21 protein-coding genes and 1 riboswitch are annotated in these 23,610 nt (G+C 34.0%); of the genes, 13 read left to right on the top strand and 8 right to left on the bottom strand.

What is annotated here, in order from left to right; translation table 11 throughout:
- Positions 1–199: 199 nt before the first annotated feature.
- From DN389_RS15475 to malR, 4 genes are all read left to right on the top strand, one after another.
- A complete protein-coding gene (locus tag DN389_RS15475) occupies positions 200–1,459 on the top strand; it encodes an extracellular solute-binding protein (RefSeq protein WP_000709925.1) in 1,260 nt (419 codons plus the stop codon).
- A gap of 64 nt (positions 1,460–1,523) precedes the next feature.
- Positions 1,524–2,825, top strand: coding sequence for a maltosaccharide ABC transporter permease MalC (gene malC / locus DN389_RS15470; RefSeq protein ID WP_060488386.1), 1,302 nt, complete (start codon positions 1,524–1,526; stop codon positions 2,823–2,825).
- On the top strand, positions 2,826–3,668 hold the full coding sequence (malD, locus tag DN389_RS15465) for a maltosaccharide ABC transporter permease MalD (RefSeq protein ID WP_001022607.1): 843 nt from the start codon (positions 2,826–2,828) through the stop codon (positions 3,666–3,668). It begins immediately after the preceding gene.
- 347 nt (positions 3,669–4,015) lie between these two features.
- Positions 4,016–5,038, top strand: coding sequence for a maltose operon transcriptional repressor MalR (malR, locus tag DN389_RS15460; RefSeq protein WP_000219036.1), 1,023 nt, complete (start codon positions 4,016–4,018; stop codon positions 5,036–5,038).
- A gap of 13 nt (positions 5,039–5,051) precedes the next feature.
- Here malR and DN389_RS15455 read toward each other — a convergent pair whose 3' ends face one another.
- Both DN389_RS15455 and DN389_RS15450 read right to left on the bottom strand, forming a co-directional pair.
- Positions 5,052–6,215 (bottom strand): aminotransferase A, encoded by a 1,164-nt coding sequence (locus DN389_RS15455; protein WP_088093453.1) that lies wholly within the window; start codon positions 6,213–6,215, stop codon positions 5,052–5,054.
- A 123-nt stretch (positions 6,216–6,338) separates the two neighbouring features.
- The gene (locus DN389_RS15450) at positions 6,339–6,539 is read right to left on the bottom strand and encodes a hypothetical protein (RefSeq protein ID WP_000929285.1); all 201 of its coding nucleotides are present in this window, start codon (positions 6,537–6,539) and stop codon (positions 6,339–6,341) included.
- A 309-nt stretch (positions 6,540–6,848) separates the two neighbouring features.
- On the opposite strand from DN389_RS15450, the gene kinB reads away from it, so the two are divergent.
- Entirely contained in the window at positions 6,849–8,123 is a 1,275-nt protein-coding gene (kinB, locus tag DN389_RS15445) for a sporulation sensor histidine kinase KinB (RefSeq protein ID WP_098189971.1), read from the top strand.
- 51 nt (positions 8,124–8,174) lie between these two features.
- On the opposite strand, the gene DN389_RS15440 is transcribed toward kinB, so the two are convergent.
- Positions 8,175–8,924 carry a DUF3967 domain-containing protein gene (locus tag DN389_RS15440; RefSeq protein ID WP_046956436.1) on the bottom strand — a complete coding sequence of 250 codons (750 nt, stop codon included), beginning with the start codon at positions 8,922–8,924 and terminating at the stop codon, positions 8,175–8,177.
- A gap of 236 nt (positions 8,925–9,160) precedes the next feature.
- Here DN389_RS15440 and nucA point away from each other — a divergent pair, with 236 nt between their 5' ends.
- On the top strand, positions 9,161–9,595 hold the full coding sequence (gene nucA / locus DN389_RS15435; RefSeq protein ID WP_000811502.1) for a DNA-entry nuclease: 435 nt from the start codon (positions 9,161–9,163) through the stop codon (positions 9,593–9,595).
- Positions 9,596–9,631: 36 nt separating this feature from the next.
- Positions 9,632–10,021, top strand: coding sequence for a competence protein ComJ (comJ, locus tag DN389_RS15430; protein ID WP_000424016.1), 390 nt, complete (start codon positions 9,632–9,634; stop codon positions 10,019–10,021).
- A gap of 37 nt (positions 10,022–10,058) precedes the next feature.
- On the opposite strand, the gene metE is transcribed toward comJ, so the two are convergent.
- Complete coding sequence (gene metE, locus DN389_RS15425; protein WP_149237349.1) at positions 10,059–12,347, bottom strand: 5-methyltetrahydropteroyltriglutamate--homocysteine S-methyltransferase; 2,289 nt, start codon at positions 12,345–12,347, stop codon at positions 10,059–10,061.
- A 128-nt stretch (positions 12,348–12,475) separates the two neighbouring features.
- Positions 12,476–12,663: riboswitch (cobalamin riboswitch) on the bottom strand.
- 354 nt (positions 12,664–13,017) lie between these two features.
- On the opposite strand from metE, the gene DN389_RS15420 reads away from it, so the two are divergent.
- Positions 13,018–13,449 (top strand): NUDIX hydrolase, encoded by a 432-nt coding sequence (locus DN389_RS15420; RefSeq protein ID WP_088123332.1) that lies wholly within the window; start codon positions 13,018–13,020, stop codon positions 13,447–13,449.
- 190 nt (positions 13,450–13,639) lie between these two features.
- On the opposite strand, the gene DN389_RS15415 is transcribed toward DN389_RS15420, so the two are convergent.
- Together DN389_RS15415 and DN389_RS15410 are read right to left on the bottom strand one after the other, a co-directional pair.
- Positions 13,640–14,197 carry a PadR family transcriptional regulator gene (locus DN389_RS15415; protein ID WP_088123331.1) on the bottom strand — a complete coding sequence of 186 codons (558 nt, stop codon included), beginning with the start codon at positions 14,195–14,197 and terminating at the stop codon, positions 13,640–13,642.
- 91 nt (positions 14,198–14,288) lie between these two features.
- Positions 14,289–15,830, bottom strand: coding sequence for an MDR family MFS transporter (locus tag DN389_RS15410; RefSeq protein ID WP_088123330.1), 1,542 nt, complete (start codon positions 15,828–15,830; stop codon positions 14,289–14,291).
- Positions 15,831–16,255: 425 nt separating this feature from the next.
- Between DN389_RS15410 and DN389_RS15405 the strand changes: the two genes are divergently transcribed.
- The gene (locus DN389_RS15405; RefSeq protein WP_046957438.1) at positions 16,256–16,756 is read left to right on the top strand and encodes a hypothetical protein; all 501 of its coding nucleotides are present in this window, start codon (positions 16,256–16,258) and stop codon (positions 16,754–16,756) included.
- Between the two features lie 31 nt (positions 16,757–16,787).
- Here the strand turns inward: DN389_RS15405 and DN389_RS15400 are convergent, their stop codons facing one another.
- The gene (locus tag DN389_RS15400) at positions 16,788–17,021 is read right to left on the bottom strand and encodes an SPP1 phage holin family protein (protein ID WP_000939452.1); all 234 of its coding nucleotides are present in this window, start codon (positions 17,019–17,021) and stop codon (positions 16,788–16,790) included.
- A gap of 163 nt (positions 17,022–17,184) precedes the next feature.
- Between DN389_RS15400 and DN389_RS15395 the strand changes: the two genes are divergently transcribed.
- Together DN389_RS15395 and DN389_RS15390 are read left to right on the top strand one after the other, a co-directional pair.
- Complete coding sequence (locus DN389_RS15395; protein WP_000680840.1) at positions 17,185–17,826, top strand: diguanylate cyclase domain-containing protein; 642 nt, start codon at positions 17,185–17,187, stop codon at positions 17,824–17,826.
- Positions 17,827–18,479: 653 nt separating this feature from the next.
- Positions 18,480–19,142 carry a YkyA family protein gene (locus DN389_RS15390; RefSeq protein WP_000922489.1) on the top strand — a complete coding sequence of 221 codons (663 nt, stop codon included), beginning with the start codon at positions 18,480–18,482 and terminating at the stop codon, positions 19,140–19,142.
- A gap of 31 nt (positions 19,143–19,173) precedes the next feature.
- Here DN389_RS15390 and DN389_RS15385 read toward each other — a convergent pair whose 3' ends face one another.
- Positions 19,174–19,632, bottom strand: coding sequence for a YkyB family protein (locus tag DN389_RS15385; RefSeq protein WP_000804864.1), 459 nt, complete (start codon positions 19,630–19,632; stop codon positions 19,174–19,176).
- Positions 19,633–19,809: 177 nt separating this feature from the next.
- On the opposite strand from DN389_RS15385, the gene ppx reads away from it, so the two are divergent.
- Positions 19,810–21,348, top strand: coding sequence for an exopolyphosphatase (gene ppx, locus DN389_RS15380; protein WP_149237348.1), 1,539 nt, complete (start codon positions 19,810–19,812; stop codon positions 21,346–21,348).
- A 107-nt stretch (positions 21,349–21,455) separates the two neighbouring features.
- Positions 21,456–23,564, top strand: a complete 2,109-nt coding sequence (locus DN389_RS15375; protein ID WP_098189974.1) for a polyphosphate kinase — start codon at positions 21,456–21,458, stop codon at positions 23,562–23,564.
- Positions 23,565–23,610: the final 46 nt, after the last annotated feature.

The raw sequence follows: 23,610 nt of genomic DNA, 5'->3' as shown, positions 1-23,610 counted from the left end.
ATATAAAGTCAATGTATAAAGAGTGTAGTAATAATATTTTAAAATTAATATTTGCAAAATAAATAAAAGACTGTATAATGATAGACAAATAGCGCAAACGTTTTCATAGATTGAGATATTGTTTGTGCTTCTATTAAACCATTTAATGCAAACGTTTTCAATCAGTAAGGTACATATACAATTTAGGGAGGTTTTTGGGATGAAGAAAGCATTATCATTATTAACGGTTTCAGCATTATCAATTGGTATGTTATCTGCATGTGGACCGAAAGATTCAGGGAAGAAAGAAGAAAGTAAAGCGAAGAAAGATTACGATCTTCTCGTTTGGGAAGATGATAAAAAAGGTGTTGGTTTAGAACCAGCAGTGAAAAGTTTTGAGGAAAAATATAAAGTAAAAGTAAAAGTCGTTGAAATGCAAATGACAGATCAAGTGAAGAAGTTACGCCTTGATGGACCAGCGGGGACGGGACCAGATGTTGTAACATTGCCACATGATCAAATTGGAAACGCAGTAACAGAAGGTTTACTTTCTGAAGTGAAAGCTGATGATGCTGTGAAGAGTAGATTTACTGAATCATCAATAGAAGCACAGACATATAACGGAAAATTATATGGTTTACCAAAAGCAATTGAGACACCAGTCTTTATTTACAATAAAAAATTAATGCCAAAAGCACCAGAAACGATGGACGAGCTGTTTAACTTCTCAAAAGAATTTACGAAGGATGGCAAGTATGGATTTTTAACACTAGGAGATAACTTCTACTTTGCTAATGCATTCATGGCAGGTATGGGTGGTTATGTGTTTGGTGAAAAAGATGGAAAGCCAAATGCAAGTGATGTTGGATTAAATAATAGTGGAGCAGTACAAGGTGCTGAATATCTTCAAAAATGGTACAAAGAAAAGTTATTCCCGAAAGGTATTATCGGTGAATCTGGTGGACCTGCTGCTGATGGACTATTTAACGAAGGAAAAGCAGCATCTATCATGAATGGTCCATGGGCGTTCCAAGCAATGGAAAAGAACGGAATTGATTATGGCGTTGCTCCAATGCCGAAATTACCAAACGGTCAACCAATGAAAACATTTGTTGGGGTTAAAGGGTGGCATGTAACAAGTTTCTCTAAACAAAATGATTTAGCTACAAAGTTCACTGAATGGGTAACAAATGAAGAGAACGCAAAAATTCGATTTGAGAAAACAAAAGAAATTCCTCCAGTAAAAGCAGTAATGGAAGATCCAATCATTAAAGATAATGAAGCTGCAAAAGCAGTTGCAACACAATCTGAAAATGGAATTCCAATGCCGAACATTCCAGAAATGCAAGAAGTATGGAAACCAGCTGGAGATGCGCTTCAATTAGTTGTTACGGAAAAAGAGGCACCAAAAGCAGCACTTGACAATGCAGTGAAGCAAATTAAAGGTAATATTGAGGCAAATCATAGTAAGAAAAAATAAGGTGAAATTCGTGCCTCTCATATGAGGGGCATGAATTCTCTCCCAGAAAAAAGGGGGAAGGAACATGCAAACATCTATGGAACCAGCAAACGGTTTAAACGGTTCAAAGCATAGGAAAATGGCAACCATGTTATCTATCATTCCAGGCGTGGGCCAAATGTATAATAAGCAATTTGTAAAAGGTCTTATTTTTCTAGTACTAACAGGTTCATTTATTGTAGCCTTTGCTGATTTATTAAATATGGGATTATGGGGAATTGTAACGCTAGGTACAGAAGTTCCACGTGATCATTCTGTCTTTCTATTAGTAGAAGGAATCTTGGCACTCATCGTCATCGTTTTTGGACTCGGAATATATGCATTTAATTTATATGATGCATACCAAAACGGGAAGAAACGTGATATAGGAACACCTTTAAACTCTGTAAAAGAGCAATACCGTAATTTACTAGATCAAGGTTTTCCATATTTAATGGTTTCACCAGGTTTTCTATTACTTATCTTTGTAGTTGTATTTCCAATCATCTTCGTAATTTTAATTGGATTTACGAATTATGATTTATACCACTCTCCTCCAGCTAAATTAGTAGATTGGGTGGGCTTCAAAAACTTTATTGATATCTTTACATTACCAATGTGGAGAGAGACATTTTTAAGCGTATTTTCTTGGACTGTCATTTGGACATTCGTTGCAACGACATTACAAGTTGCGCTTGGTATTTTCTTAGCGATTATCGTAAATCAGCCTGGTATTAAAGGGAAGGCAATTATTCGAACAATCTTCATTTTACCGTGGGCGGTTCCAGCATTCGTATCTATTCTTGTTTTCTCTGGTATGTTTAATGAGACATTTGGAGCAATTAACAATCAAGTATTAGCTTTATTTGGAATCGAAAAGATTGCTTGGATGACAGATCCATTTTGGGCAAAAATCGCTTTAATTATAATTCAAACGTGGCTTGGATTCCCGTTCGTCTTTGCAATGACAACAGGTATACTGCAATCGATTCCAGGGGAGTTATATGAAGCTGCTACAGTAGATGGAGCTACAGCTTGGCAACAGTTTCGTAAAATTACATTGCCACTTGTTCTATATGCAACAGCACCAATATTAATTACGCAATATACGTTTAACTTTAATAACTTTAGTATCATCTATCTATTTAACGGCGGAGGTCCTGCTGTAGCTGGACAAGACGCAGGTGGAACAGATATTTTAATTTCATGGATTTATAAGTTAACGATGACTTCGGCGCAGTACGGGAAAGCGGCAGCTCTTACAATGATCTTATCGTTAATCGTTATTACAGTTGCGTTATGGCAATTTAAGAGAACAAAATCATTCCAAGAAGAGGATATGATGTAAATGAATATTAAAAGACAAAAGATGTTACGTCTCTCATTAAGTTATCTCGTTATTTTCGTAATGTGTGCCATCATTTTCTATCCATTATTATGGATTATTGGCTCATCGTTTAATCCGGGTGATAGTTTATCTGGATCAAGTATTATTCCGCAAAATGCAACGTTAGATCATTATCGTAAGTTATTAGATTTAGAGAATAGTAATTATTTACTATGGTATAAAAACACATTAAAAGTAAGTGTTATAACGATGATTTTCTCAGTGTTAGCAATTAGTTTTACTGCTTATGCATTTTCAAGATACCGTTTTGTTGGAAGAAAAAATGGTTTATTAACATTTTTAATTCTGCAAATGATTCCAAACTTTGCGGCGCTAATCGCTCTATACGTATTAGCACAGTTAACAGGGTTAATCGATACGCACCTTGCATTAATTTTAATTTATGTAGGCGGGGCAATTCCAATGAATACATGGCTTATGAAAGGATATTTTGATACGATTCCGAAAGAATTGGATGAGTCAGCTCGTATGGATGGGGCAGGACATTTCCGTATTTTTTGGCAAATCATTATGCCACTTGCAAAGCCAATCGTAGCGGTTGTGGCGTTATTCACTTTCATCGGTCCATTTACAGATTTCATTTTAGCGAGTGTTATTTTGCGCACACCAGAAAATTATACGTTAGCAGTTGGGTTATATGAAATGGTAGCGAAGAAATTTGGTAATGAATTTACAACGTTCGCAGCGGGTTCAGTATTGATTGCAATCCCAATTTCAATTTTGTTCCTATCACTACAAAAATACTTTATCTCTGGTTTAACTGCTGGAGGTACGAAAGGATGAAAAATGGGACGTTACGTCCCATTTTTCTTTTCATCTCCCTATAAAAAATTTTATAGGGAGATGAAAAGAGATTTGACATCACATATGAAAAGAAGTGAAATAAATAGTATATTATTGTATAGGAAAAAAGAGATATATGACATCACATATGAAAAGAAGTGAAATAAATAGTATATTATAGTATAGGAAAAAAGAGCTATATCCCTTACAATACATGGAGAGGGAGAATATGATAGGTATTACAAGATAGAATCAATGAAAGTTTATGACTTCTCCTATTACTTGCAACGGGTGCAAGATTAAAATATATAACAAAATGGCAGAGAAGTGAGAGGAGGGGGATTTTTATGACAGTTACAATTAAAGATGTGGCGAAGAAGGCAAATGTAGCACCATCTACCGTTTCTCGTGTAATTGCTGATAATCCAAGTATAAGTGAAAAAACAAAACGTCGTGTTCGGAAAGTAATGAGTGAACTAGGGTATCATCCCAATTTAAACGCAAGAAATCTAGCTAACCAAACAACAAAAACACTTGGTCTTGTTATGCCAAGTTCTGCAAGTAAAGCTTTTCAAAATCCGTTTTTCCCAGAAGTTATAAGAGGGATTAGTTCATTTGCACATGTAGAAGGGTATGCGCTTTATATGTCGACAGGTGAAACGGAAGATGAAATTTTTAATGGTGTTGTAAAGATGGTACAGGGGCGCCAAATTGGTGGCATTATTCTTTTATATTCAAGAGAGAATGATCGGATTATTCAATATTTGCATAAACAAAATTTCCCGTTTGTTTTAATTGGGAAACCGTATGATCGAAAAGATGAAATTACATATGTAGATAATGACAATTATACAGCTGCAAGAGAAGTAGCAGAATATTTGATTTCATTAGGTCATAAACAAATCGCGTTCATCGGCGGTGGATCAGATTTACTTGTAACGAGAGATCGTTTGGCTGGTATGAGTGATGCTTTAAAATTAGCGGACATTGTATTACCAAAAGAGTATATTTTACATTTTGATTTTTCGAGGGAAAGTGGTCAACAAGCCGTTGAGGAGTTAATGGGACTACAGCAACCACCGACAGCAATTGTGGCAACGGATGATTTAATTGGACTTGGTGTGTTAAGTGCTCTTTCTAAAAAAGGATTCGTTGTACCAAAGGATGTTTCCATTATAAGCTTTAACAATGCTTTATTATCAGAAATTGCGAGTCCGCCACTTTCGACAGTTGATGTGAATATTTATCAACTAGGATATGAGGCAGCAAAAGCTTTAGTGGATAAAGTAGAGAATGCGGAGTCTACTGCAAAGTGTATTATTATTCCTCATAAATTACTAAAGCGCCAAACTTGCGATCATTATGCATAAAAAAGCTAAGAGTTTAACTCTTAGCTTTTTGTTGTAGAAAGGCCTCTAATCGATCACAGCCTTCTTTTAAAGTTTCAATACTATACGCATAGGACAAGCGAAGATAGCCTTCACCATATTCAGAAAATGCAGTTCCAGGAACGACAGCTAGTCCAGCTTCTTTGACAAGGTCAAGTGCAAAATCAAATGATGAAGATGTTAAATGACCAACATATGGGAATAAGTAAAATGCACCTGTTGGCTTTTCAACTGTTAAGCCCATTTGAATGAGTCGATTATATACATAATCGCGGCGTTTCTTGTATTGATGACGCATCATTTTTGGTGCATCTTTAGCAGCTGTTAATGCTTCAATTGCAGCATATTGAGCGATTGAAGTAGCACACGTTACGTTGTATTGATGAACTTTTAGTATATGTCCTGCTAAATAGCTTGGTGCGAATAATAGACCGATACGCCAGCCAGTCATAGAATGAGATTTTGATAAACCGTTAATGACGATAGTCTTTTCACGCATTTCTGGGAAATGAGCGATAGATGTATGCTTTTGTTCATATACAAGTTCGCTATAAATTTCATCAGAAAGGACGAAAATATTTTTATCTTTTAAAACAGTTACAATATCCTGTAATTCTTCTTTTGATAAAGTTACACCAGTTGGATTAGAAGGATACGGCAGTACGACGCATCTTGTTTTTTCTGTAATAGCATTTTCTAGCGCTTCGGCTGTTAAACGGAAGCCAGTTTCACGAACATCGATAAAAATAGGTGTAGCACCGCATAATCGAATAATTGGTTCGTATCCTGGATAAATAGGGGCAGGTAAAATAACTTCTGTTCCTGGCTCTAAAATCGTTCGGAATGTAATATCAATTGCTTCACTAGCACCGATTGTAACGATGGTTTCGTTTTCAGGTGAATACTGTAAATCGTAGTTATCTTTTACAAAATTACAAGCTGCCTTGCGTAATTCTAGTAAACCGGCGTTATGTGTATAGCTTGTATAATTTTCTGTAATAGCCCGTTTTGCCGCTTCTTTTACGAGAGAAGGCGTAGGGAAATCGGGTTGTCCAATTGTTAAAGAGATAAGATTATCATAGTTTTGAATCATGTTAGAGAATTGACGGATTCCAGAAATTTGGATGTCCTTCACTCTAGGGTTAATGAATTGTTCCATTGTATCTCCCTTTCTTCCGTTTGAAAATTAAGTTCATTTTAACATATTTTCTATGATTTCGCTTGCGTATATGTTATGTAGAAAGAGAGGGATAATAGAAAAAAAGCCGCTGTAAGCGACTTTTTAATATCCGTACTCCCAATCTATTTCATCTTCATTCCAAAGTACAGAGGATACTTTGCCAAGGTGAACAACTGATTCATTCACAGCACATGTGCAATTTTCTTCTCCGGTTTTATGCTGTAACTCTTCATATACTGATTTTTCAACATTTTCTAGAACGACCAAATTTTCTTCTTTTAAAACAAGCGTAGTACCCGCCATATTTATCTTCCTCCTACTAAAATAATGATCACTTATTTGTAAACATAGATAGTATGGATTATATGCTGTATTTTGCTATAGTTGTCCGTCTCATGAAGTATTTTTTATTTTCTTTGTAATCCGTATTCATTGTATACTGCCGGGCAGAAATTTGGTACAGGGTTTACATTCATTTCGAAAATCTGTAACAATTATTATGTGCTGTTAACAAAGAATTAACAAATATGTTAAGAAAAATCAAAATTTTAAAACAAATAAACCCGTAAAATGATATAATCATATCAAAATACATATAGGGGATGAGAGGCTATGGAGCTGATCCGTGATTTAATGATCCAAATTGCCATCATTATTTTGCCACTATTTTTATATGAAGCGATTCGTTTAAATCGTTATCAAGAAATGCCTCCGAAGCCGAACCGCTACTTTATTATGTTTTTATCCAGCATTACACTCATTCTCTCCATGACATACTCTATTTGTTTTGGTGACATTTGTGGGTATAATTTTCACCCAATCCCGATTGTTAGTGGTTTTTTATATGGTGGGATTGTTGGTTTGATCCCGGGCGTTATTTTTGTTGCATATGAATGGGCGCTAAAGGGAATGAGCCTTCTTCCGGTAATAGAAGTAATATTTCTATTGATAGTTCCATTATTTTTATCAAAGAAATGGTCTCTATTTTCAAGGGATAAGAAGCTAATTTTAGCATTTATGATTTCATCATTGTACGTACTTGTTTCTTTAGTAATTGGTATGATTAACGTTCTGTTAGAAACGGGGTTTACACCACACATTTCACACTTATATAGCGGATATATATTTGCTTCGCTTATTATGGTTATGACTATGGTATTTCAAGTGTACTTAACAGAATATTTAAACGAAAATGCAATATTACGTACAGAGATGCAAAAGTCAGAAAAGCTTAATATTGTAAGTGAGTTGGCAGCAAGTGTTGCACATGAGGTTCGAAATCCGCTCACTGTTGTTCGTGGTTTTATTCAATTGTTAGAAAGTACGGAAGATGTGAAGAATAAGGATTATATGCGTCTCGTATTAGCCGAATTGGATCGGGCAGAACAAATTATTTCAGATTATTTGAATTTAGCAAGGCCGCAAATTGAGAAAAAAGAACACATTTGCTTATCCGCTCAATTAATTGAAATGACAACTCTTATGTCATCATTTGCAGCGATGCAAGGTGTATATTTGCAAGTTGAGATATCTGAAAGTCTTTATACGATCGGTGATAAGACGAAATTGAAGCAAGCTATTATGAATGTTGTTAAAAATGGTATTGAAGCAATCCAAGGAAATAAAGGATATTTAAAAGTAACGGCTATGCAAAAAGATGAAACGATAGTAATAAGAGTTAAAGATAGTGGTGTTGGAATGACGAAAGAACAGTTAGTAAGACTGGGACAACCGTATTATTCTTTAAAAGAAAAAGGGACAGGATTAGGACTTATGGTAACATTTAGTATTTTACAAGCGCATAATGGTACGCTGGAATATAAAAGCGAAAGTGGGAAAGGAACTGAAGCAATTATTATATTGCCAGCTGTAAGAAATAAGGAATAAAAGTTACCGATGGCAGGTAACTTTTTATTTTATATAGGAAAAAATATTATTTTATTCAGATGTTTTTTCTTGTTTTGATCGGCTAAATAAACTTCTAAATGATTGAAAAAAACTTTGTTCTTTCGAAGCTGCGACTAATCTTTTTGTTTCTTGAATTTCGCGAATCACTTGCATAAGTTGTGCATCCCGGTTGCTGTCTTTATTATAAATTTGATTTACGAGTTTATTCATTTTTTCCTCTTGCTTGGATTCTCGTTTATACATATGATTCATTAATAAGTCCATCTTTTCTTTTTGCAGGGCATCTGTTTGAGCGGCATGATCTACTAACTCTTGTAGCATTTTTTCTTGAGAGCCTTCTTTTACATAAACTTGTTGCATCAATTCATCTAGCTTTTCATCTTTTAAACGATTTTGGGTAATAAGAGTAGAATTTTGATGAATAATTGCTTCATTTAATTGAGCGAGCATTTCAAGTTTTAACATGAACTCCTCAAAGTTACGCCCATCTTCTTTTTCTTTCGTTTGTATTTCTTGCTTATCTTGTATAGCGGGTACAGGCGGGGCCTCTTTTTCTTGTAAAATAATAGGTATCGTTTCTGAAATATCTTCTTGCAGTTTAGCAGCTCTTTCATGTATAGATTTCAATAGTTTTAAATCATCCAGTTTATAAATACGAGCATCAGCTGTTTTTGAAATGATATAACCATGTTCCTCTAACAGTTGGCTATATTTACGGACTATATGTTTTGGGATGCCTGTTTTATTCGTGACATCTTTCGTTTTATAGATAGCTTCCATGTTATTTCCTCCCCAAAAAGTATCGTATATATCATTTCAATCTTTTATGAGGACTTCCTTTAAAAAAGAATGTCGGAAGGTTATTAGTTTTCTACAGCATTAGTGAAAAGATGAAGAAAAATGAGAGTTTTTGGCGGAATGGCGAAGAAGAGCTAAAATAATGTCTGAAAACATATACAGGAGAAGTTTGTTATAATAACTGAGGAAAAGAAACTGGTAGAAGCATGGAGGTATACATGAAGCAATTAAAAGGTATTATCATTTCAATTATTGCAATTCTTTCTATTGTAGTAGCGGTTTATGAAGTACTTGTTCCAGAGGAAACAAGTATCAAAAAAACGAATGCATATGATCAAGTTCTAGAATTTCCGAAAGAGCGATATCCAGAGACAGGGAAACATATTACGGATGCTATAAAAGAAGGACATTCAGAAGTTTGTACAATCGACCGTGGTGGTGCTGCGGATAGAAGAAAATTATCGTTAGCTCCATACCCATCAAAAAAAGGGTATGATCGTGATGAATGGCCAATGGCGATGTGTAAAGAAGGCGGAAAAGGAGCACATATTGAATATATAAGTCCAGCAGATAACCGCGGAGCAGGGTCTTGGGTAGGAAATAAGTTAGATAAATACCCAGATGGTACGCGTGTGAAATTTGACGTAAAGTAGTAGTTGCATATTTCATAATGAAGGAGAAGGGGAACGATGGAGTTAACAATTTCTTATTCGCAATTAATGTTGATGAACTATGACGGTGATCAGCCTTACGTAGACTGGACGGATGAAGATTTTGAAAGAGGTTATGCGAAGGCGGATGGAACTGTTATTTTTGAAGCACTCTCTGATTATACTTGTGAAGTAAAAGTGACCCCTGGGAAACATATTGAGAAAGAAGAGGTGATTAGAACGGTTACAGTTCCTTTTACAGTTAAAAATGAATGTATCGTTGTAACAAGTATTCTTTCGAATAAATTCCAAATCCCTATTCCGAATGGTGAGTATACAGTTGTATTACAGGCAACTCCTCTTGAAGAACCAACGGATGATGAATTATATAAAATACAATACGAATTCTTTTTTGAAAGTAAAGAATAAAAAATGGGTTATCCTTTTTGAGGATAACCCATTTTTGTTATGCGTTTGTTTTTAGCAGGGAACGAGCATCTTTTGCTGCTTGCACCATGTGTTTTAGAGCCGGGATAACTTCTTCCGTTCTTCTCGTTTTTAAACCACAATCAGGATTAATCCAGAAATATTTAGGATCACATACTTCTAAAGATTGTTCTACGATTTTATACATTTCATCTTTACTCGGTACACGTGGGCTATGAATATCATATACACCTAGACCGATGCCTTTTTCGTATGTTGTATGTTTTAATGTGTCAATAAATTCACCGTGACTTCTTGATGTTTCGATAGAAATCACATCTGCATCTAATGCGCGAATCGCATCAACAATATCTTCGAAGTTACTGTAACACATATGCGTATGAATTTGTGTTTCATTTGCTACAGAAGAAGTTGCTAAAAGGAAGGATTGTACTGCCCATGTAATATAAGCGTCCCAATCTTTTTCTTTTAGTGGCATTCCTTCACGAAGTGCTGGCTCATCGACTTGGATTACTCGAATTCCGGAAGATTCAAGTAGTTCAATTTCGTGACGAAGAGCTAATGCAATTTGATATGAGACTTCTTTTTTTGGAATGTCATTTCGAACGAAGGACCAATTTAAAATCGTAACAGGTCCAGTTAACATTCCTTTTACAACTTTCTCTGTTAAGCTTTGTGCATAAACCGTTTCCTTAATAGTCATTCCGTTAATAAAGGCAACATCGCCATAAATAACAGGTGGTTTTACGCAGCGAGAACCGTATGATTGTACCCAACCGTTTTTAGTGAATGAGAAACCAGCAAGGCGCTCACCAAAATATTCGACCATGTCAGTTCTTTCGAATTCACCATGTACAAGAACATCAAGACCAATTTCTTCTTGGTAACGAATCCATTTTTCTGTCTCTTTTTCAATAAATTGTTCATATTGTTCATTTGAAATAACACCGTTACGCCATTCTTTTCGCGTTTGACGAACTTCAGTTGTTTGCGGGAAGCTACCAATAGTCGTTGTTGGTAATAACGGTAACTCCAGGGCAACTTGTTGTAATTCGTATCGTTTTTCAAATGGAAGAGGACGTGAAAAATCTTCTTCTTTTAGTGCTGTTCGTGCTGCTTTAACATCTTCTCGGTTACGTGCAGCAGATGAACGAATTGTATGATGTACATTTCGGTATGTTTCCAGCTCATTACTAATGCTTTCTGTACCTTGAATAAGAGCGGAATGAATAAGAACTAACTCTTCTAATTTTTGATTTGCAAATGCTAACGCATCGAATAGCTCAGTTGATAAGTGAGTTTCTTCTGTTTTATCAATTGGCGTATGCAATAAGCTACAAGAAGGCTGAACGATGAAATCTTTCGTTTGGACTTGTTTTTGTAACGTTGTAAATAACGTAATAATTTCATCAAGGTCAGCTCTCCAAATGTTACGGCCATCTATACAACCGACAGCTAAAGTTTTATCAGCTGGGAATCCATATTTTGAAATAGCATTTAGATTACCTTCTTTACCATGAACGAAATCTAATCCAATACCGGATACAGGGAATGTAATAATTTCTTCATAGTTTTCTTCTACACTATCAAAATATGTTTGTAAAAGAAGATTCGCATTTGGAACTTCTTTACGAATAGCTTCATAAATTTCTTTTGCTTGTTGAACTTCTTCTTTCGTTAAAGAAGCAAAAATCGGTTCATCAACTTGAATGACTTGTGCACCAACTGCATGTAGTTCTGAAAGCAGTTGTACGTAAGGTGCAACTAACTGTTTTAAAATCGTAGCAAATTGCTCTTGTGTGTAGCCTTTAGCTAATTTTAAGAAAGTATATGGTCCTAAAATAACAGGTTTTCCATCTACTCCTAATTCTTGTTTTGCCTCTTCGTATAAGCGAAGTGGACGATTATCTTTTAAAGAGATTTGTAATCCCTCTTCATATTCAGGAACGATATAATGATAGTTTGTGTTAAACCATTTTGTCATTTCAGAAGCTACGTGATCTTTAGAGCCACGCGCCATTGCGAAATATACATCAAGGTAAGATGTAAACTCAGAAAAACGTGATGGGATAAATCCTAGCATATAAGCAGTATCCAAAACGTGATCATAATATGTAAAGTCGCCAATTGGAATGAGTTCAATCCCTTTTTCTTGCTGTACTTTTACGTGTTGAAGGCGAATTGTTTTCATCTTTGTTAAAAATTGTTCTTCATCGATTTTATTGGACCAAAAAGCTTCCAATGTCTTTTTCCACTCTCGTTGTAGTCCGATACGTGGATAACCTAAGTTACTTGTTTGAATTGCCATTTTAAATTCCTCCCTAATTGAAAGTAAGCATTTCCGTTTACTAGGAAATACCTATAACAAAAAGCATAAAGGCATAGAAAATAAGCCTTCCTTTTTGTTTTAACACCTCATCATCATCCGTGAATCTATCAGTGTTGTTAAAACAGGCAGGTCTCCTGACTTATGCTTCATATAATCTCTTTTACCTTCCCGTTTTCACAGTGGCATAGAAAAGAAATCTCAGCATTTACAGTGGCGGGACCGTGTTGGAGTTTCACCAAGCTTCCCTTTTAAACACGAAACGAAATTTTCGTGTACCTATTTTCCTTTTGAAAGGAAGTTAACAAGCGATATGATATTGAAACAAATTCTAACACAATTTTTGGAATTTTGTCTACTGTTTTAAAATAAGAAAATTCTAAAGTTTTTTATTTTTATTATTCGGATTATTCTAGTTTTTGTAAGACGAAGAAAAGTAAGAGGAATTGAAAGTAATTACGATTAAACATACAAAGAAGTATGTACTTGTACAGAGATAAGATGCTAGTTATGTTATTTGAAAATTCATCCATATTCTGGAATGAGGAAGGGGATTGAATGGTTCATTTTGAAATAGTAAGTTATTACAAGAAAGAAAAAGGTTTCTGTATAAAGATACATATACTAAGTTTATAGAAATGGGGAATTTCAATTGGAACAAAGTACAAAAAATATTTATTCACCACCAAAACATATAGTTTCAGCAGCGACAATTGTAATTAATGAACAAAAAGAAATCTTATTAATTAAGGGACCTAGAAGAGGATGGGAAATGCCAGGTGGGCAAGTTGAAGAAGGAGAGTCTTTGAAAGATGCTGCAATAAGGGAGACTAAAGAGGAGACAGGTGTTGATATTGAAGTTTTAAAATTTTGTGGAGTATTCCAAAATGTGAACCATTCAATATGTAATACGTTGTTTTTAGCTAGACCAGTTGGAGGTAAATTAACGACTACACCAGAAAGTTTGGAAGTAGGGTTCTATCCTATTGAGCAGGCGTTAGAGATGGTGAATTTTATGAATTTCAGACAAAGAATTGAATACAGTTTGGATGAAAATCAACAACCTTTTTATATAGAATTTTAAGAAATAATCTTCTATTATGGGATACCGGTGATAAATAAATCTTTGTTATATTTTTGAGTGCAGTGAAATAAGTATCTTATAGCGAAACTAAAACAAGCACCCCCCGTCCTAAATTAGAACGGGGCTATGCTTGTTTTAGGGTTTAAAAAGAAATAACTTTATTGTCTTTTACAGTTTCTTCTTTATAAGTTTAATTTGTATCTATATCAATTTCTGACAGTCGCCCTGCAACTGCATCTGTAAGGAGGGTGTTTAACCATTGCAATTCAACTGTAATATGTTCAATAACGCTTTGTAAAATATATAGTTGTGCACGTGGAATTTGTCCTTTACTACAATCATATATAGTTTGCATTTTATGTAAATATTGAACGGTATCATTTTTCTTTTTTTCTAAAATAGGAATTAAATCTTGATCATCACCAAAATGAGCGAAAGAGAGTGCTGAATAAATTGGTTTATATATTTGATTTTGTGCCTCGAATTGTTTTAATAGTAACGTGTGAAATAACCGTTTACCTTCTTCTGTTATATGAAAGATTGTTTTATCGGGTCTATTCGTATCTCGAACAATCGTGGTAATACGAATTGCACCCTGCTTTTCTAATTGCTCGAAGGCGTAGTAAAGTGATCCTTTTGCATATTTAATATAACAATCCATTTGTCGTTCTTTCATGATGTGTTGCACTTCATATGGATGTTTATCTCCTTCGAGTAGCAAGCCGAGAATGACTAATTTCATGCTCATGCTGTCTCAACTCCTATAAATAAAAACTTTATACATATTATAAACGGCATATCCGTTTTCATAAAGGGATATGCCGTTTCTTTTCTCTATATTAACTTACTTGCTTTTGTTTTTGTTTCGTTTTTGGACCTGTAAAGAGGCGTTCATTTCCCATAAGTAAAATACAAATAACACTTAGTACAGCCGGGATCAGTGCCCAGAAGAATGTACTGGCAATAGAGGTAGCGAGAGCATCTTTAATACCAGTTAATATTTCAGCTGGAATCTTCTCGGTAGCACCTTGTGATAATAAGAAACTTGTGTCTCCGCCTTTTGGAACTAATTTAGCTAGTTCAGGAGGGAACACAGTGTTTAATTTAGTAGTAAAAATATGGTTTTGAATTGTACCAAAAATCGTTACACCAAGAGTCATACCGAGTGAACGGAAGAATGAGTTGGTTGATGTAGCAGAACCACGGTCTCGCATTTCTAACTTGTGGATAGAAGACATACTTAAAACTGAGAACGAGAAACCAACTCCAAGTCCAGTGAGAACCATAAATAGCGTTACAAGTAGACGAGGTGTATCCATTGTTAAAGTGCTTAGTAAATAAATACCAATTACGAAGAAAATGCCAGATACCATCATGATGTTACGATAGCTTGTTCGAGAAGCTAACTGTCCACCTGTTTGACTTCCAATTACAGAGCCAACCATCATAGGTGTTAAAATTAATCCAGCATTGGAGGCTGAACCACCGAGAACACCTTGAACGAAGATTGGGATATAAACTGTACAGATAATAAAAGCGGCACCATAGAAAAAGGCAACGCCTTGGCTAGCTGCGAATAAAGGTTTTTTAAATAGATGGAAAGAAATGATAGGCTCAGTTGCTTTTCGTTCTACGAAGAAGAAAATAATAAGCATAATAAAAACTGTTGTAAATAAACCGATAATTACAGTGGAATTCCATGCGTATTCTTTACCACCAAGTTCTAAGGCGAACATTAAGCAAACGATACTAATAACAAGTGTAATAGCGCCAGCCCAATCAATTTTTTGTTTTCTAAATTCTAGAGATTCACTGTAGTATTTAGTAATGAAGAAGAAGGAGATAATTCCTAATGGAATATTAATATAGAAGACCCAATGCCAACTTATATAGTCTGTAATATAAGCACCTAATAAAGGGCCAAATACACTAGATGTCCCGAAAACCGCACCAAATAGCCCTGTCATTTTCCCACGCTTTTCTGGTGGGAATATATCGTACATAATCGTGAAGGCGATAGGCATAAGAGCACCGCCACCGATCCCTTGAATTGCTCTATAAATACTTAGTTGCTCAATACTAGATGCTGTCCCGCAAAGTGCAGAACCGAATAAGAAAAGAATGAGACCACCAATATAAAAGCGTTTCCGTCCGTACATATCAGAAAGTTTTCCGAAGATAGGCATCCCTGCCATTGTTGCTACCATATATGCAGACGTGACCCAAACGAACTTGTCAAATCCTCCTAGGTCTCCAACAATCGTTGCCATTGCTGTTGCAACGATTGTATTATCCATTGCCGCCATTAAAATACCAAGTAATAAACCTGCAACAACAAATTTTGTATTGTTGGAGTCTTTTTTTGATAATTGAGATTCCAAATATAACCCTCCTTTAATAATAAGTAAACTATATGAAGTTTTGAGTGCAGCGCATAAAAATTTGAAATATAGTTTTTTAAATCAATTTACATAAGTGCACTGACAAAGCCATAAAGAATATTATAGTCAAATTTGACTAAAAGGCAAACTTTTTCTTCCGCCAAAATATTCTGTTGTATGGACAGAGAAAGAGTGAGCAATACTTAGTATTGGTGTAAAGTCAATGAAGGAAATTGTAAAAAAATATTTCAGTAAGAATACCTTCTGTTAACAGAGGAAAAATGGTTTTTTCTTTATATTGTCGAATAGGATAAAAGGAAGAGTAATAACTATATATCGTTTGTAACAAGCTTTATTAATATTGTATGGAGAGGCAGAATAAGGTCGTATGGATATGATGCATCTGAAATGGGGTGAATATTATTATGAAAATATGGAAACGAATTTCAGATCAAGGTAGGCGTTCAATGCCGCTACAACCGGTGTTATGGATTGATGGCTCAAAAAAGGAAAACGAATGTCCTAATGTAGCAGTTACATTGCAAATCCGTAGTATGTATAAAGAAAAATTTTCATATGAACTGACCTATGATGTAAATGACATACTTATTATTCGAATTGAAGTAGAAAATAAAGGAATGGAAATGATTTCACGAGTTGTAGTAAGTCATATGATTCGAGATTATTTTGCATATATCCCAAATTCATTAAAGGCTGATAAGGGGATGAGCGAGTTTTTGTTCCAGCTTGTAAGGTGGCGAATTGATAATTTATTACCGAATGAGAAAGTAGAACTAATTTGTAAAATAAAAGCAAATAAAGATAAAGCAATCAAAAACGCATTATTTCAGGCTACATATACATTTCAATATAAAGGAGTATCATATGGCCCGCTGCAAACAAATGAAGTTGTTGTGCGGCAATGATAAAAAGGAACCTGTAAGAAAGGTTCCTTTTTTAATGAAGATTGTGTTTTTTGAGTACTTTTTTTTGCTCGATTCCTTTTTTTCCTACATAATTATTTTTATAACCAAAATATAAAATGAAAAGAAAGGAAGCAACATTTACAATAGCATCAATTTGATCGTTTGTAATAAAGTTCACTCCGAAAGAATTAAACAGTAATTTTAATGATAATAGAAAACCTGCTAGTAAACGTATAATATCTGATAGATTCTCTTTTTGTAGCATATAAGTCACCTCTTTCTAAAACGATATATAGTATATATATGAAATAGAATAGAAATGGTAGACAAGCTTAAGCGGAAATGTACACTCAATATGTACATTTTTTATTTTGTAGAAAAACATAATTGTTATAGAAACATATATTGGTATAGAAAGGAGGAGAAGTATGAAACATAAAGGGAAAATTAGTGGGTTATTACTTGGGAATACAGTGGCAGTTACAGAATGGATTGCGCTTCAGGATGTAATTACAAAACTGGATTCGCGATCATTTTATACCGTCTTTATTATTTATATATTGCAAATGATACTCAGCTATTATTTTGGACATTGGTATGATAAAAGAGCGAGTGGGCGTATGGATACGGAAGTAGGGGGAATGGCAAGTAATGATTTTGTAGTTGATTTCTTTGAGAAAGTAGCTGCTTTATCAGAACGGGATTCTCATAATATTACAGTGTACATTCTTTCTGTAAAAGAATGGAAAGAACTAAAAGAAACAGTGCAAGAAAAAAAATTGGAGGTGTTAGTACAAAAATTGGAGAGTACGATTGTAAAGACAATTCGTAAAGGAGATGTCGTTACAAGGTGGGATGAAAATAAGTATGTTATTGTGGCGATTGATAACGGACATGAAAAGTCGACAATAACAAATCGATTAATGAAAAATATTGAAAGTGAAATAGAAAATGGTTTGTTAAGTATGACGCTATTATTTGGAGCTGCTAGTTATCCAATAGAAGGAAAAACTTTTGAAGAATTGTTAAGAAAGGCACAAAATCAATTGTACCAGCATAGGGGTTTGTAAGAAAATGAGTGAAACCTTGATTTGAAGAAATATGATATGAAGAAGTTTTGAATGTAACATTTTTTTGACTTTTATTACAAAAAGAACTTTTATTGTAATAAAAGTCTTTAAAAATATATGGAATAAGCATATAATTATGATGGATGTGTCAATGCATTTTGCACAATGTGTTTCATTTTAAAAGTGTAGAGGGAAGCATGCTCTACACTTTTCCTTTTTAGGGAATGACAAGAATAATTGTAAGTTGTTGCAAGATAGCATTTATACTGTGTAAAATGAACAAATAGATTATTTGATAGAAAGCCGGAAAGGGAATGATAGAATGATAGACGTGAGAGAACAACGATCATCTTTTATCAGGTGAATTATTATTACTGTTGTTCTTCAAATTATTATGGCTGTGATGAATTCCGTTGTACTTTTATGTAATACATAGTATGAACAGGCTTTAAAAAGTGCTAAGTAAAAGATGGATATGAAACTGCTAATTGGTTCAAAAAAGTAAAATGTAATTTTAAGTAATACAATTTGTATAAGCATTATAAACAATATCAATGATTTTCGTAGAAAAGGTGCGAGTATGGAGTTTATAGAAGGATATATAATTTTCATAGCTTTTTACACGATGATCGTATATAAGTAGGAGGAAGAAGATGTTGAAATATAGTAAATTAGCAATTGTAACTGCATTATCAATGACTTTATTAGCCGGTTGTTTCGGACCGAAACCAGAAGAGGAATTATATGTTGCATTTGAAAATGCTGCAAAGCAAGAAAAAACAATGTTTGAAGATGCAAAGAAACTTGAAACTTTAGAAAAAGAGGGACAAGAATTATATAACCAGATTGTTCAAGAAGGAAAAGATAATAATCAAACTGTTAAGGAAAAATTGAACCAAGCAGTGAAAAATACAGATGAACGAGACAAAGTGCTTAAAAAAGAAAAAGAATCTTTAAGTAAGGCACAAGAAGAAGTAAAATCAGCAGATAAATATGTGAAGAAAATTGAAGATAAGAAATTGAAAGATCAAGCGGATAAAGTGAAAAGCACATATGAGAAACGACAAGATTCATTTAACAAGATGTATGATAGCTATAATAAATCGTTAAAACAAGAAAAAGAATTATATACAATGTTACAAGATAAAGGTACAAAATTAAAAGATATTAGTGAAAAAGTAAAAGTAGTAAATCAATCTTATAAGGATATTGAATCAGAAAAAGACAAGTTTAATGAATTTACAAAATCTTATAATACAGAAAAAATAGCTTTTTATAAACAAGCAAATATTAAAATTAAAGAAGAGAAAAAATAAAACAGTTTGGCCTACAATTGGCCAAACTGTTTTATTTTTTTGTATAAGTACGACTATACCATGGGACAGGTTCACTTAATTTTTTTTCTTGTTTCAGTGCTTCAGGACCAATATAATCTTGAAGTGTTTTTTTTGCTACTGTTAAAGATAAGGTTGTTTTCGGATTTCGATAGGAGGATTCAAGATGACCAAGATGTGGTAGGATTCGAAAATCTTCTTTGGTAGGAGGAATATGGAAAAAATAATCACCTAAACGTATAAGAACATCAGATTGTTGTTGGCTAAAACGTGGATTTCTAGAAAAATGTAATCCTTCTTTAATAGCTTTTTTTTCAGCAATTAAGCGTTCTAAAGCCGTCTTTTTTAACCAGTATAAATACTTCGGATTAGTTGCAGCTTTAGCATGACGATTCACAACGAAAATAGATTGAGCTAGTCGATTAATAGAATGTTGGTTTTGTAATTGAGATTGTGGTTGTGAAGGTTTCATATTGAATCTCCTTTCAATTTTTCATTATTATAACATAAATAAAAGAGGTTTTTATTATATGCAAAAAGTGATTGTATATATTTTCAATATTAAAGCAATATTGTTACAAAAAACAACTATTTTGTATAATAGTAATAGAATGTGTTTTAGAAATTTGATAATGAAAGAGTGAGAAGTTTGAAAGAAATATTAAAACAGCAATATGCCATTATAGATATTGGATCTAATACAGTGCGTTTAGTTATTTATGAAAAGCAAAACGGAGGTTTTTATAAGGAGATTGAAAATACGAAAGTGGTTGCTCGGCTAAGGAATTACTTAATTGATGGTGTGTTGAATGAAGAAGGAATAGAGGTATTGTTACAAACGTTATTTCAATTTCAAGAAAGTACACGATTCCACCAGTTACATCATGTACTTTGTGTTGCAACAGCAACAATTAGACAGGCTGAGAATCAAGAGGCAATTAAAAAACTGGTTGAAGGACAAACAGACTTTACTCTTAGAGTCTTATCAGAATATGAAGAAGCACGTTACGGCTATTTAGCGGTTATGAATTCAACTTCGTTCTCTGAAGGAATTACAGTAGATATTGGTGGAGGAAGTACAGAAGTTACATACTTTCGAAATAGAGAGATTTTAGAGTACCATAGCTTTCCTTTTGGAGCACTTTCTTTAAAGCAACAATTTATTAAAGAGGATATACCTACTGAAGACGAGTTGGAAAAGATTCAAACGTACTTAGAATATCAATTTCGAACATTACCATGGTTAATTGATAAGAAATTGCCTCTTATTGCAATTGGTGGTAGTGCGAGGAACTTAGTGAAAATCCATCAAAATTTAATTTCTTATCCTATAGCAGGGGTACATTTATATAAAATGAAAGAAGAAGATATTAAAAATGTGAAAGAAGAATTGGAAGCATTGTCGTTCATAGAACTTCAAAAATTGGAAGGATTGGCAAAAGATCGAGCAGATACAATTATTCCAGCAGTCGAAGTTTTTCATACGCTTGTTAATGTTATAGAGGCACCAGCATTTGTGTTAAGTAGAAAAGGGTTACGAGAAGGTGTTTTCTATGAAGAGTTGACAAAAGATTTGGGGATTTCATATTATCCGAACGTAGTCGAAGAAAGTTTGTATTTATTATCACATGAATATGAAATGGATATGGAATTTGTAATGCAGCTTATTAAACATGGAAGACTCATTTGTCAACAACTTGAAGAAACAGGGCTGATTTCTATGTCAGTAAAAGACTGGGAAGTATTCCATCAAGCAGCGAAAGTATTTAATATAGGTAAATATATAGACGAAGAAGCGAGCCGCTTACATACGTTTTATTTATTAGCGAATAAAACAATTGATGGGATGATGCATAAAGAGCGAGTTAGATTAGCGCTTATTGCGTCTTATAAATCAAAAATGTTATTCAAACAACATTTGTCCCCATTTGAAGGATGGTTTGATAAAAATGAACAAAAAAAAATCCGTCTATTAGGGGCTGTTTTACAGTTTTCAGCAGCTCTGAATATAAGACAAAGATCGCTTGTTGAATCGATATCTATAACAGAAAGTAAAGAAGGATTAACATTTAAAATTGTATGTGAGCAATCGGCATTAGCGGAAAAAGTGCAAGCTGAAAAACAAAAAAAGCAGCTGGAAAGAGTGTTGAAAACGACTATTAATTTATCCTTCGAATCAAAACGTTAAGTTGTACGGATGTCTTTACAAAAAATTAACACCTTGGAATATTGTAATTTGCTAAAATAAAAGTAACTAAATTATAGTAAAAAAGTTTCAGGGGAAGTGTGAAGAGGATGGAAATGTTGATGGGGAATATAGTAAATTTAAATGATACAGCTTATTACAATAATCGAGAATTAAGTTGGTTAGCATTTAATGAACGTGTACTACAAGAAGCACAGGATGAAACAAATCCGCTCTTGGAAAGATTAAAGTTTATTAGCATTTTCAGTTCCAATTTAGATGAATTCTTTATGGTACGCGTAGCAGGATTGAAGGATCAAGTGAGTGCTGGGTTTAACCAACCAGAAAATAAGGCTGGCTTAACACCAAAAAAGCAATTAAATAAAATTGCGATAAAGGCCCATGAATTAATGACTGTACAATATGATACGTTTAAAAATTATGTGTTGCCAGCGCTGGAGTTAGAGGGGATTGAACGTTTAACATTCCACGATTTGACGAAAGAACAGAGGGAATTTATAGAAGAGTATTTTGATGAGCAGATTTTTCCAGTCTTAACACCTGTAGCTATTGATGCATATCGTCCATTTCCGATGTTATTAAATAAAAGTTTGAATTTAGCTACTCTTTTATATGATGAGAAACAAGTGGAGGAAGAAAACCGCACGAAGTTAGGAATTGTACAAGTTCCTTCATTACTTGAACGTTTCATATTTTTACCGAGTGAGGGGCAAAAGCATAAATTTATTTTATTAGAAGATGTAATTAGTGGTTTTACTCATAAATTATTTACAGGATATAAAGTATCGTCTGTTACTCGTTTCCGTATTACACGCAATGCGGATTTAACGATTCATGAAGAAGGTGCGAGGGATTTATTAAAGGTAATTGAAAAAGAATTAAAAAAGCGTAAGTGGGGAGCTGCTGTACGTTTAGAAGTTGGCAAAGAGCATATTGATGAAAGAGTATTAGCATTATTATATGAGGTGTTGGAAGTAAAAGATGAAGATGTGTATATAATGGATGGACCATTAGATTTAACATGTCTATTTTCTTTATATAAAAAACTAGCTCCTTTATATGAACATCTAGTATATCCGGCTCTTATTCCGCAACGGCCTCAAGACTTGGGGGATGCGGAAGATGTATTTGAAAAAGCAATTGAGCATGATATTTTATTACATCATCCTTTTGAATCATTTCAGCCAGTAGTTGATTTTGTCCGTGATGCGGCAGACGATCCGAATGTACTTGCAATCAAACAAACATTATATCGAGTAAGTGGGGATTCGCCGATTATTCAGGCGCTAAAGGTAGCAGCTGAAAAAGGGAAGCAAGTTACGGTATTAGTTGAATTGAAGGCAAGATTTGATGAAGAAAATAATGTGCATTGGGCTAAAGAATTAGAAAAGGCAGGCTGTCACGTTATTTACGGTGTAAGCCACTTGAAAACACATAGTAAAATTACGCTAGTTGTAAGAAGAAAAAACGGAAAAATCGAAAGGTTCGTACATCTCGGGACTGGAAATTATAATGACGCAACAGCAAAGTTATATACTGATTTCGGGTATATTACATCACGAAAAGACTTTGGGGTCGATGCAACAAATTTCTTTAATTATTTGAGTGGTTATACAACCAAGCCACATTTTCATCATTTATCGGTTGCACCATTTGATATAAGAGAGCAATTTATGGATTTAATAGATGAAGAAATCCGTTATCATAGGCAATATGGAAATGGATATATTATCGCTAAGATGAATTCATTAACAGATAAACCATTAATCAAAAAAATGTATGAAGCATCACAAGCTGGAGTAAAGGTAGAGCTCATCGTTCGAGGAACGTGTTGTTTAAGGCCTGGTATTCCAAATGTAAGTGAAAATATTCGGGTAGTTAGTGTTGTCGGGAGATATTTAGAACATAGCCGAATTTATTATTTCCATCATAATGGAGAAGAGAAAATACACTTATCTTCAGCTGACTGGATGACGCGGAATATGGAGAAGCGAGTAGAAATATCTTTCCCGATATTAGATATTGAAATGAAGGCGAGGATTAAGGCGATTTTACAACTTATATTAGCTGATAATGTGAAAACACGTGAACAGAATAAATCTGGTGAGTACTACTATGTTATTAATAGTAGTACAGAAGAAATTGATAGCCAAGTGAAGTTGTTTAAGATGGCGTATCAAAACACGGATGCTGAATAATGAGAACAAAGTAAAAAAACCTCTTTTTTTGAAGTGAACCCGAATA

The sequence above is a fragment of the Bacillus sp. AY3-1 genome, from assembly GCF_008368785.1.
Lineage (GTDB): Bacteria > Bacillota > Bacilli > Bacillales > Bacillaceae_G > Bacillus_A > Bacillus_A wiedmannii.
This window is presented reverse-complemented; position numbering and strand designations above follow the sequence as displayed.

What these genes read in the sequence shown, in the direction of transcription:
- DN389_RS15375 (WP_098189974.1), top strand. Translation starts at nt 21,456, where the DNA reads ATGGAAATGTTGATGGGGAATATAGTAAATTTAAATGATACAGCTTAT.
- kinB (WP_098189971.1), top strand. Translation starts at nt 6,849, where the DNA reads ATGGAGCTGATCCGTGATTTAATGATCCAAATTGCCATCATTATTTTG.
- DN389_RS15385 (WP_000804864.1), bottom strand. Translation starts at nt 19,632, where the DNA reads ATGAAACCTTCACAACCACAATCTCAATTACAAAACCAACATTCTATT.
- DN389_RS15405 (WP_046957438.1), top strand. Translation starts at nt 16,256, where the DNA reads ATGAAAATATGGAAACGAATTTCAGATCAAGGTAGGCGTTCAATGCCG.
- malC (WP_060488386.1), top strand. Translation starts at nt 1,524, where the DNA reads ATGCAAACATCTATGGAACCAGCAAACGGTTTAAACGGTTCAAAGCAT.
- metE (WP_149237349.1), bottom strand. Translation starts at nt 12,347, where the DNA reads ATGGCAATTCAAACAAGTAACTTAGGTTATCCACGTATCGGACTACAA.
- comJ (WP_000424016.1), top strand. Translation starts at nt 9,632, where the DNA reads ATGGAGTTAACAATTTCTTATTCGCAATTAATGTTGATGAACTATGAC.
- DN389_RS15390 (WP_000922489.1), top strand. Translation starts at nt 18,480, where the DNA reads ATGTTGAAATATAGTAAATTAGCAATTGTAACTGCATTATCAATGACT.
- DN389_RS15440 (WP_046956436.1), bottom strand. Translation starts at nt 8,924, where the DNA reads ATGGAAGCTATCTATAAAACGAAAGATGTCACGAATAAAACAGGCATC.
- DN389_RS15455 (WP_088093453.1), bottom strand. Translation starts at nt 6,215, where the DNA reads ATGGAACAATTCATTAACCCTAGAGTGAAGGACATCCAAATTTCTGGA.
- DN389_RS15395 (WP_000680840.1), top strand. Translation starts at nt 17,185, where the DNA reads ATGAAACATAAAGGGAAAATTAGTGGGTTATTACTTGGGAATACAGTG.
- DN389_RS15475 (WP_000709925.1), top strand. Translation starts at nt 200, where the DNA reads ATGAAGAAAGCATTATCATTATTAACGGTTTCAGCATTATCAATTGGT.
- DN389_RS15400 (WP_000939452.1), bottom strand. Translation starts at nt 17,021, where the DNA reads ATGCTACAAAAAGAGAATCTATCAGATATTATACGTTTACTAGCAGGT.
- malR (WP_000219036.1), top strand. Translation starts at nt 4,016, where the DNA reads ATGACAGTTACAATTAAAGATGTGGCGAAGAAGGCAAATGTAGCACCA.
- nucA (WP_000811502.1), top strand. Translation starts at nt 9,161, where the DNA reads ATGAAGCAATTAAAAGGTATTATCATTTCAATTATTGCAATTCTTTCT.
- DN389_RS15415 (WP_088123331.1), bottom strand. Translation starts at nt 14,197, where the DNA reads ATGAGCATGAAATTAGTCATTCTCGGCTTGCTACTCGAAGGAGATAAA.
- malD (WP_001022607.1), top strand. Translation starts at nt 2,826, where the DNA reads ATGAATATTAAAAGACAAAAGATGTTACGTCTCTCATTAAGTTATCTC.
- DN389_RS15450 (WP_000929285.1), bottom strand. Translation starts at nt 6,539, where the DNA reads ATGGCGGGTACTACGCTTGTTTTAAAAGAAGAAAATTTGGTCGTTCTA.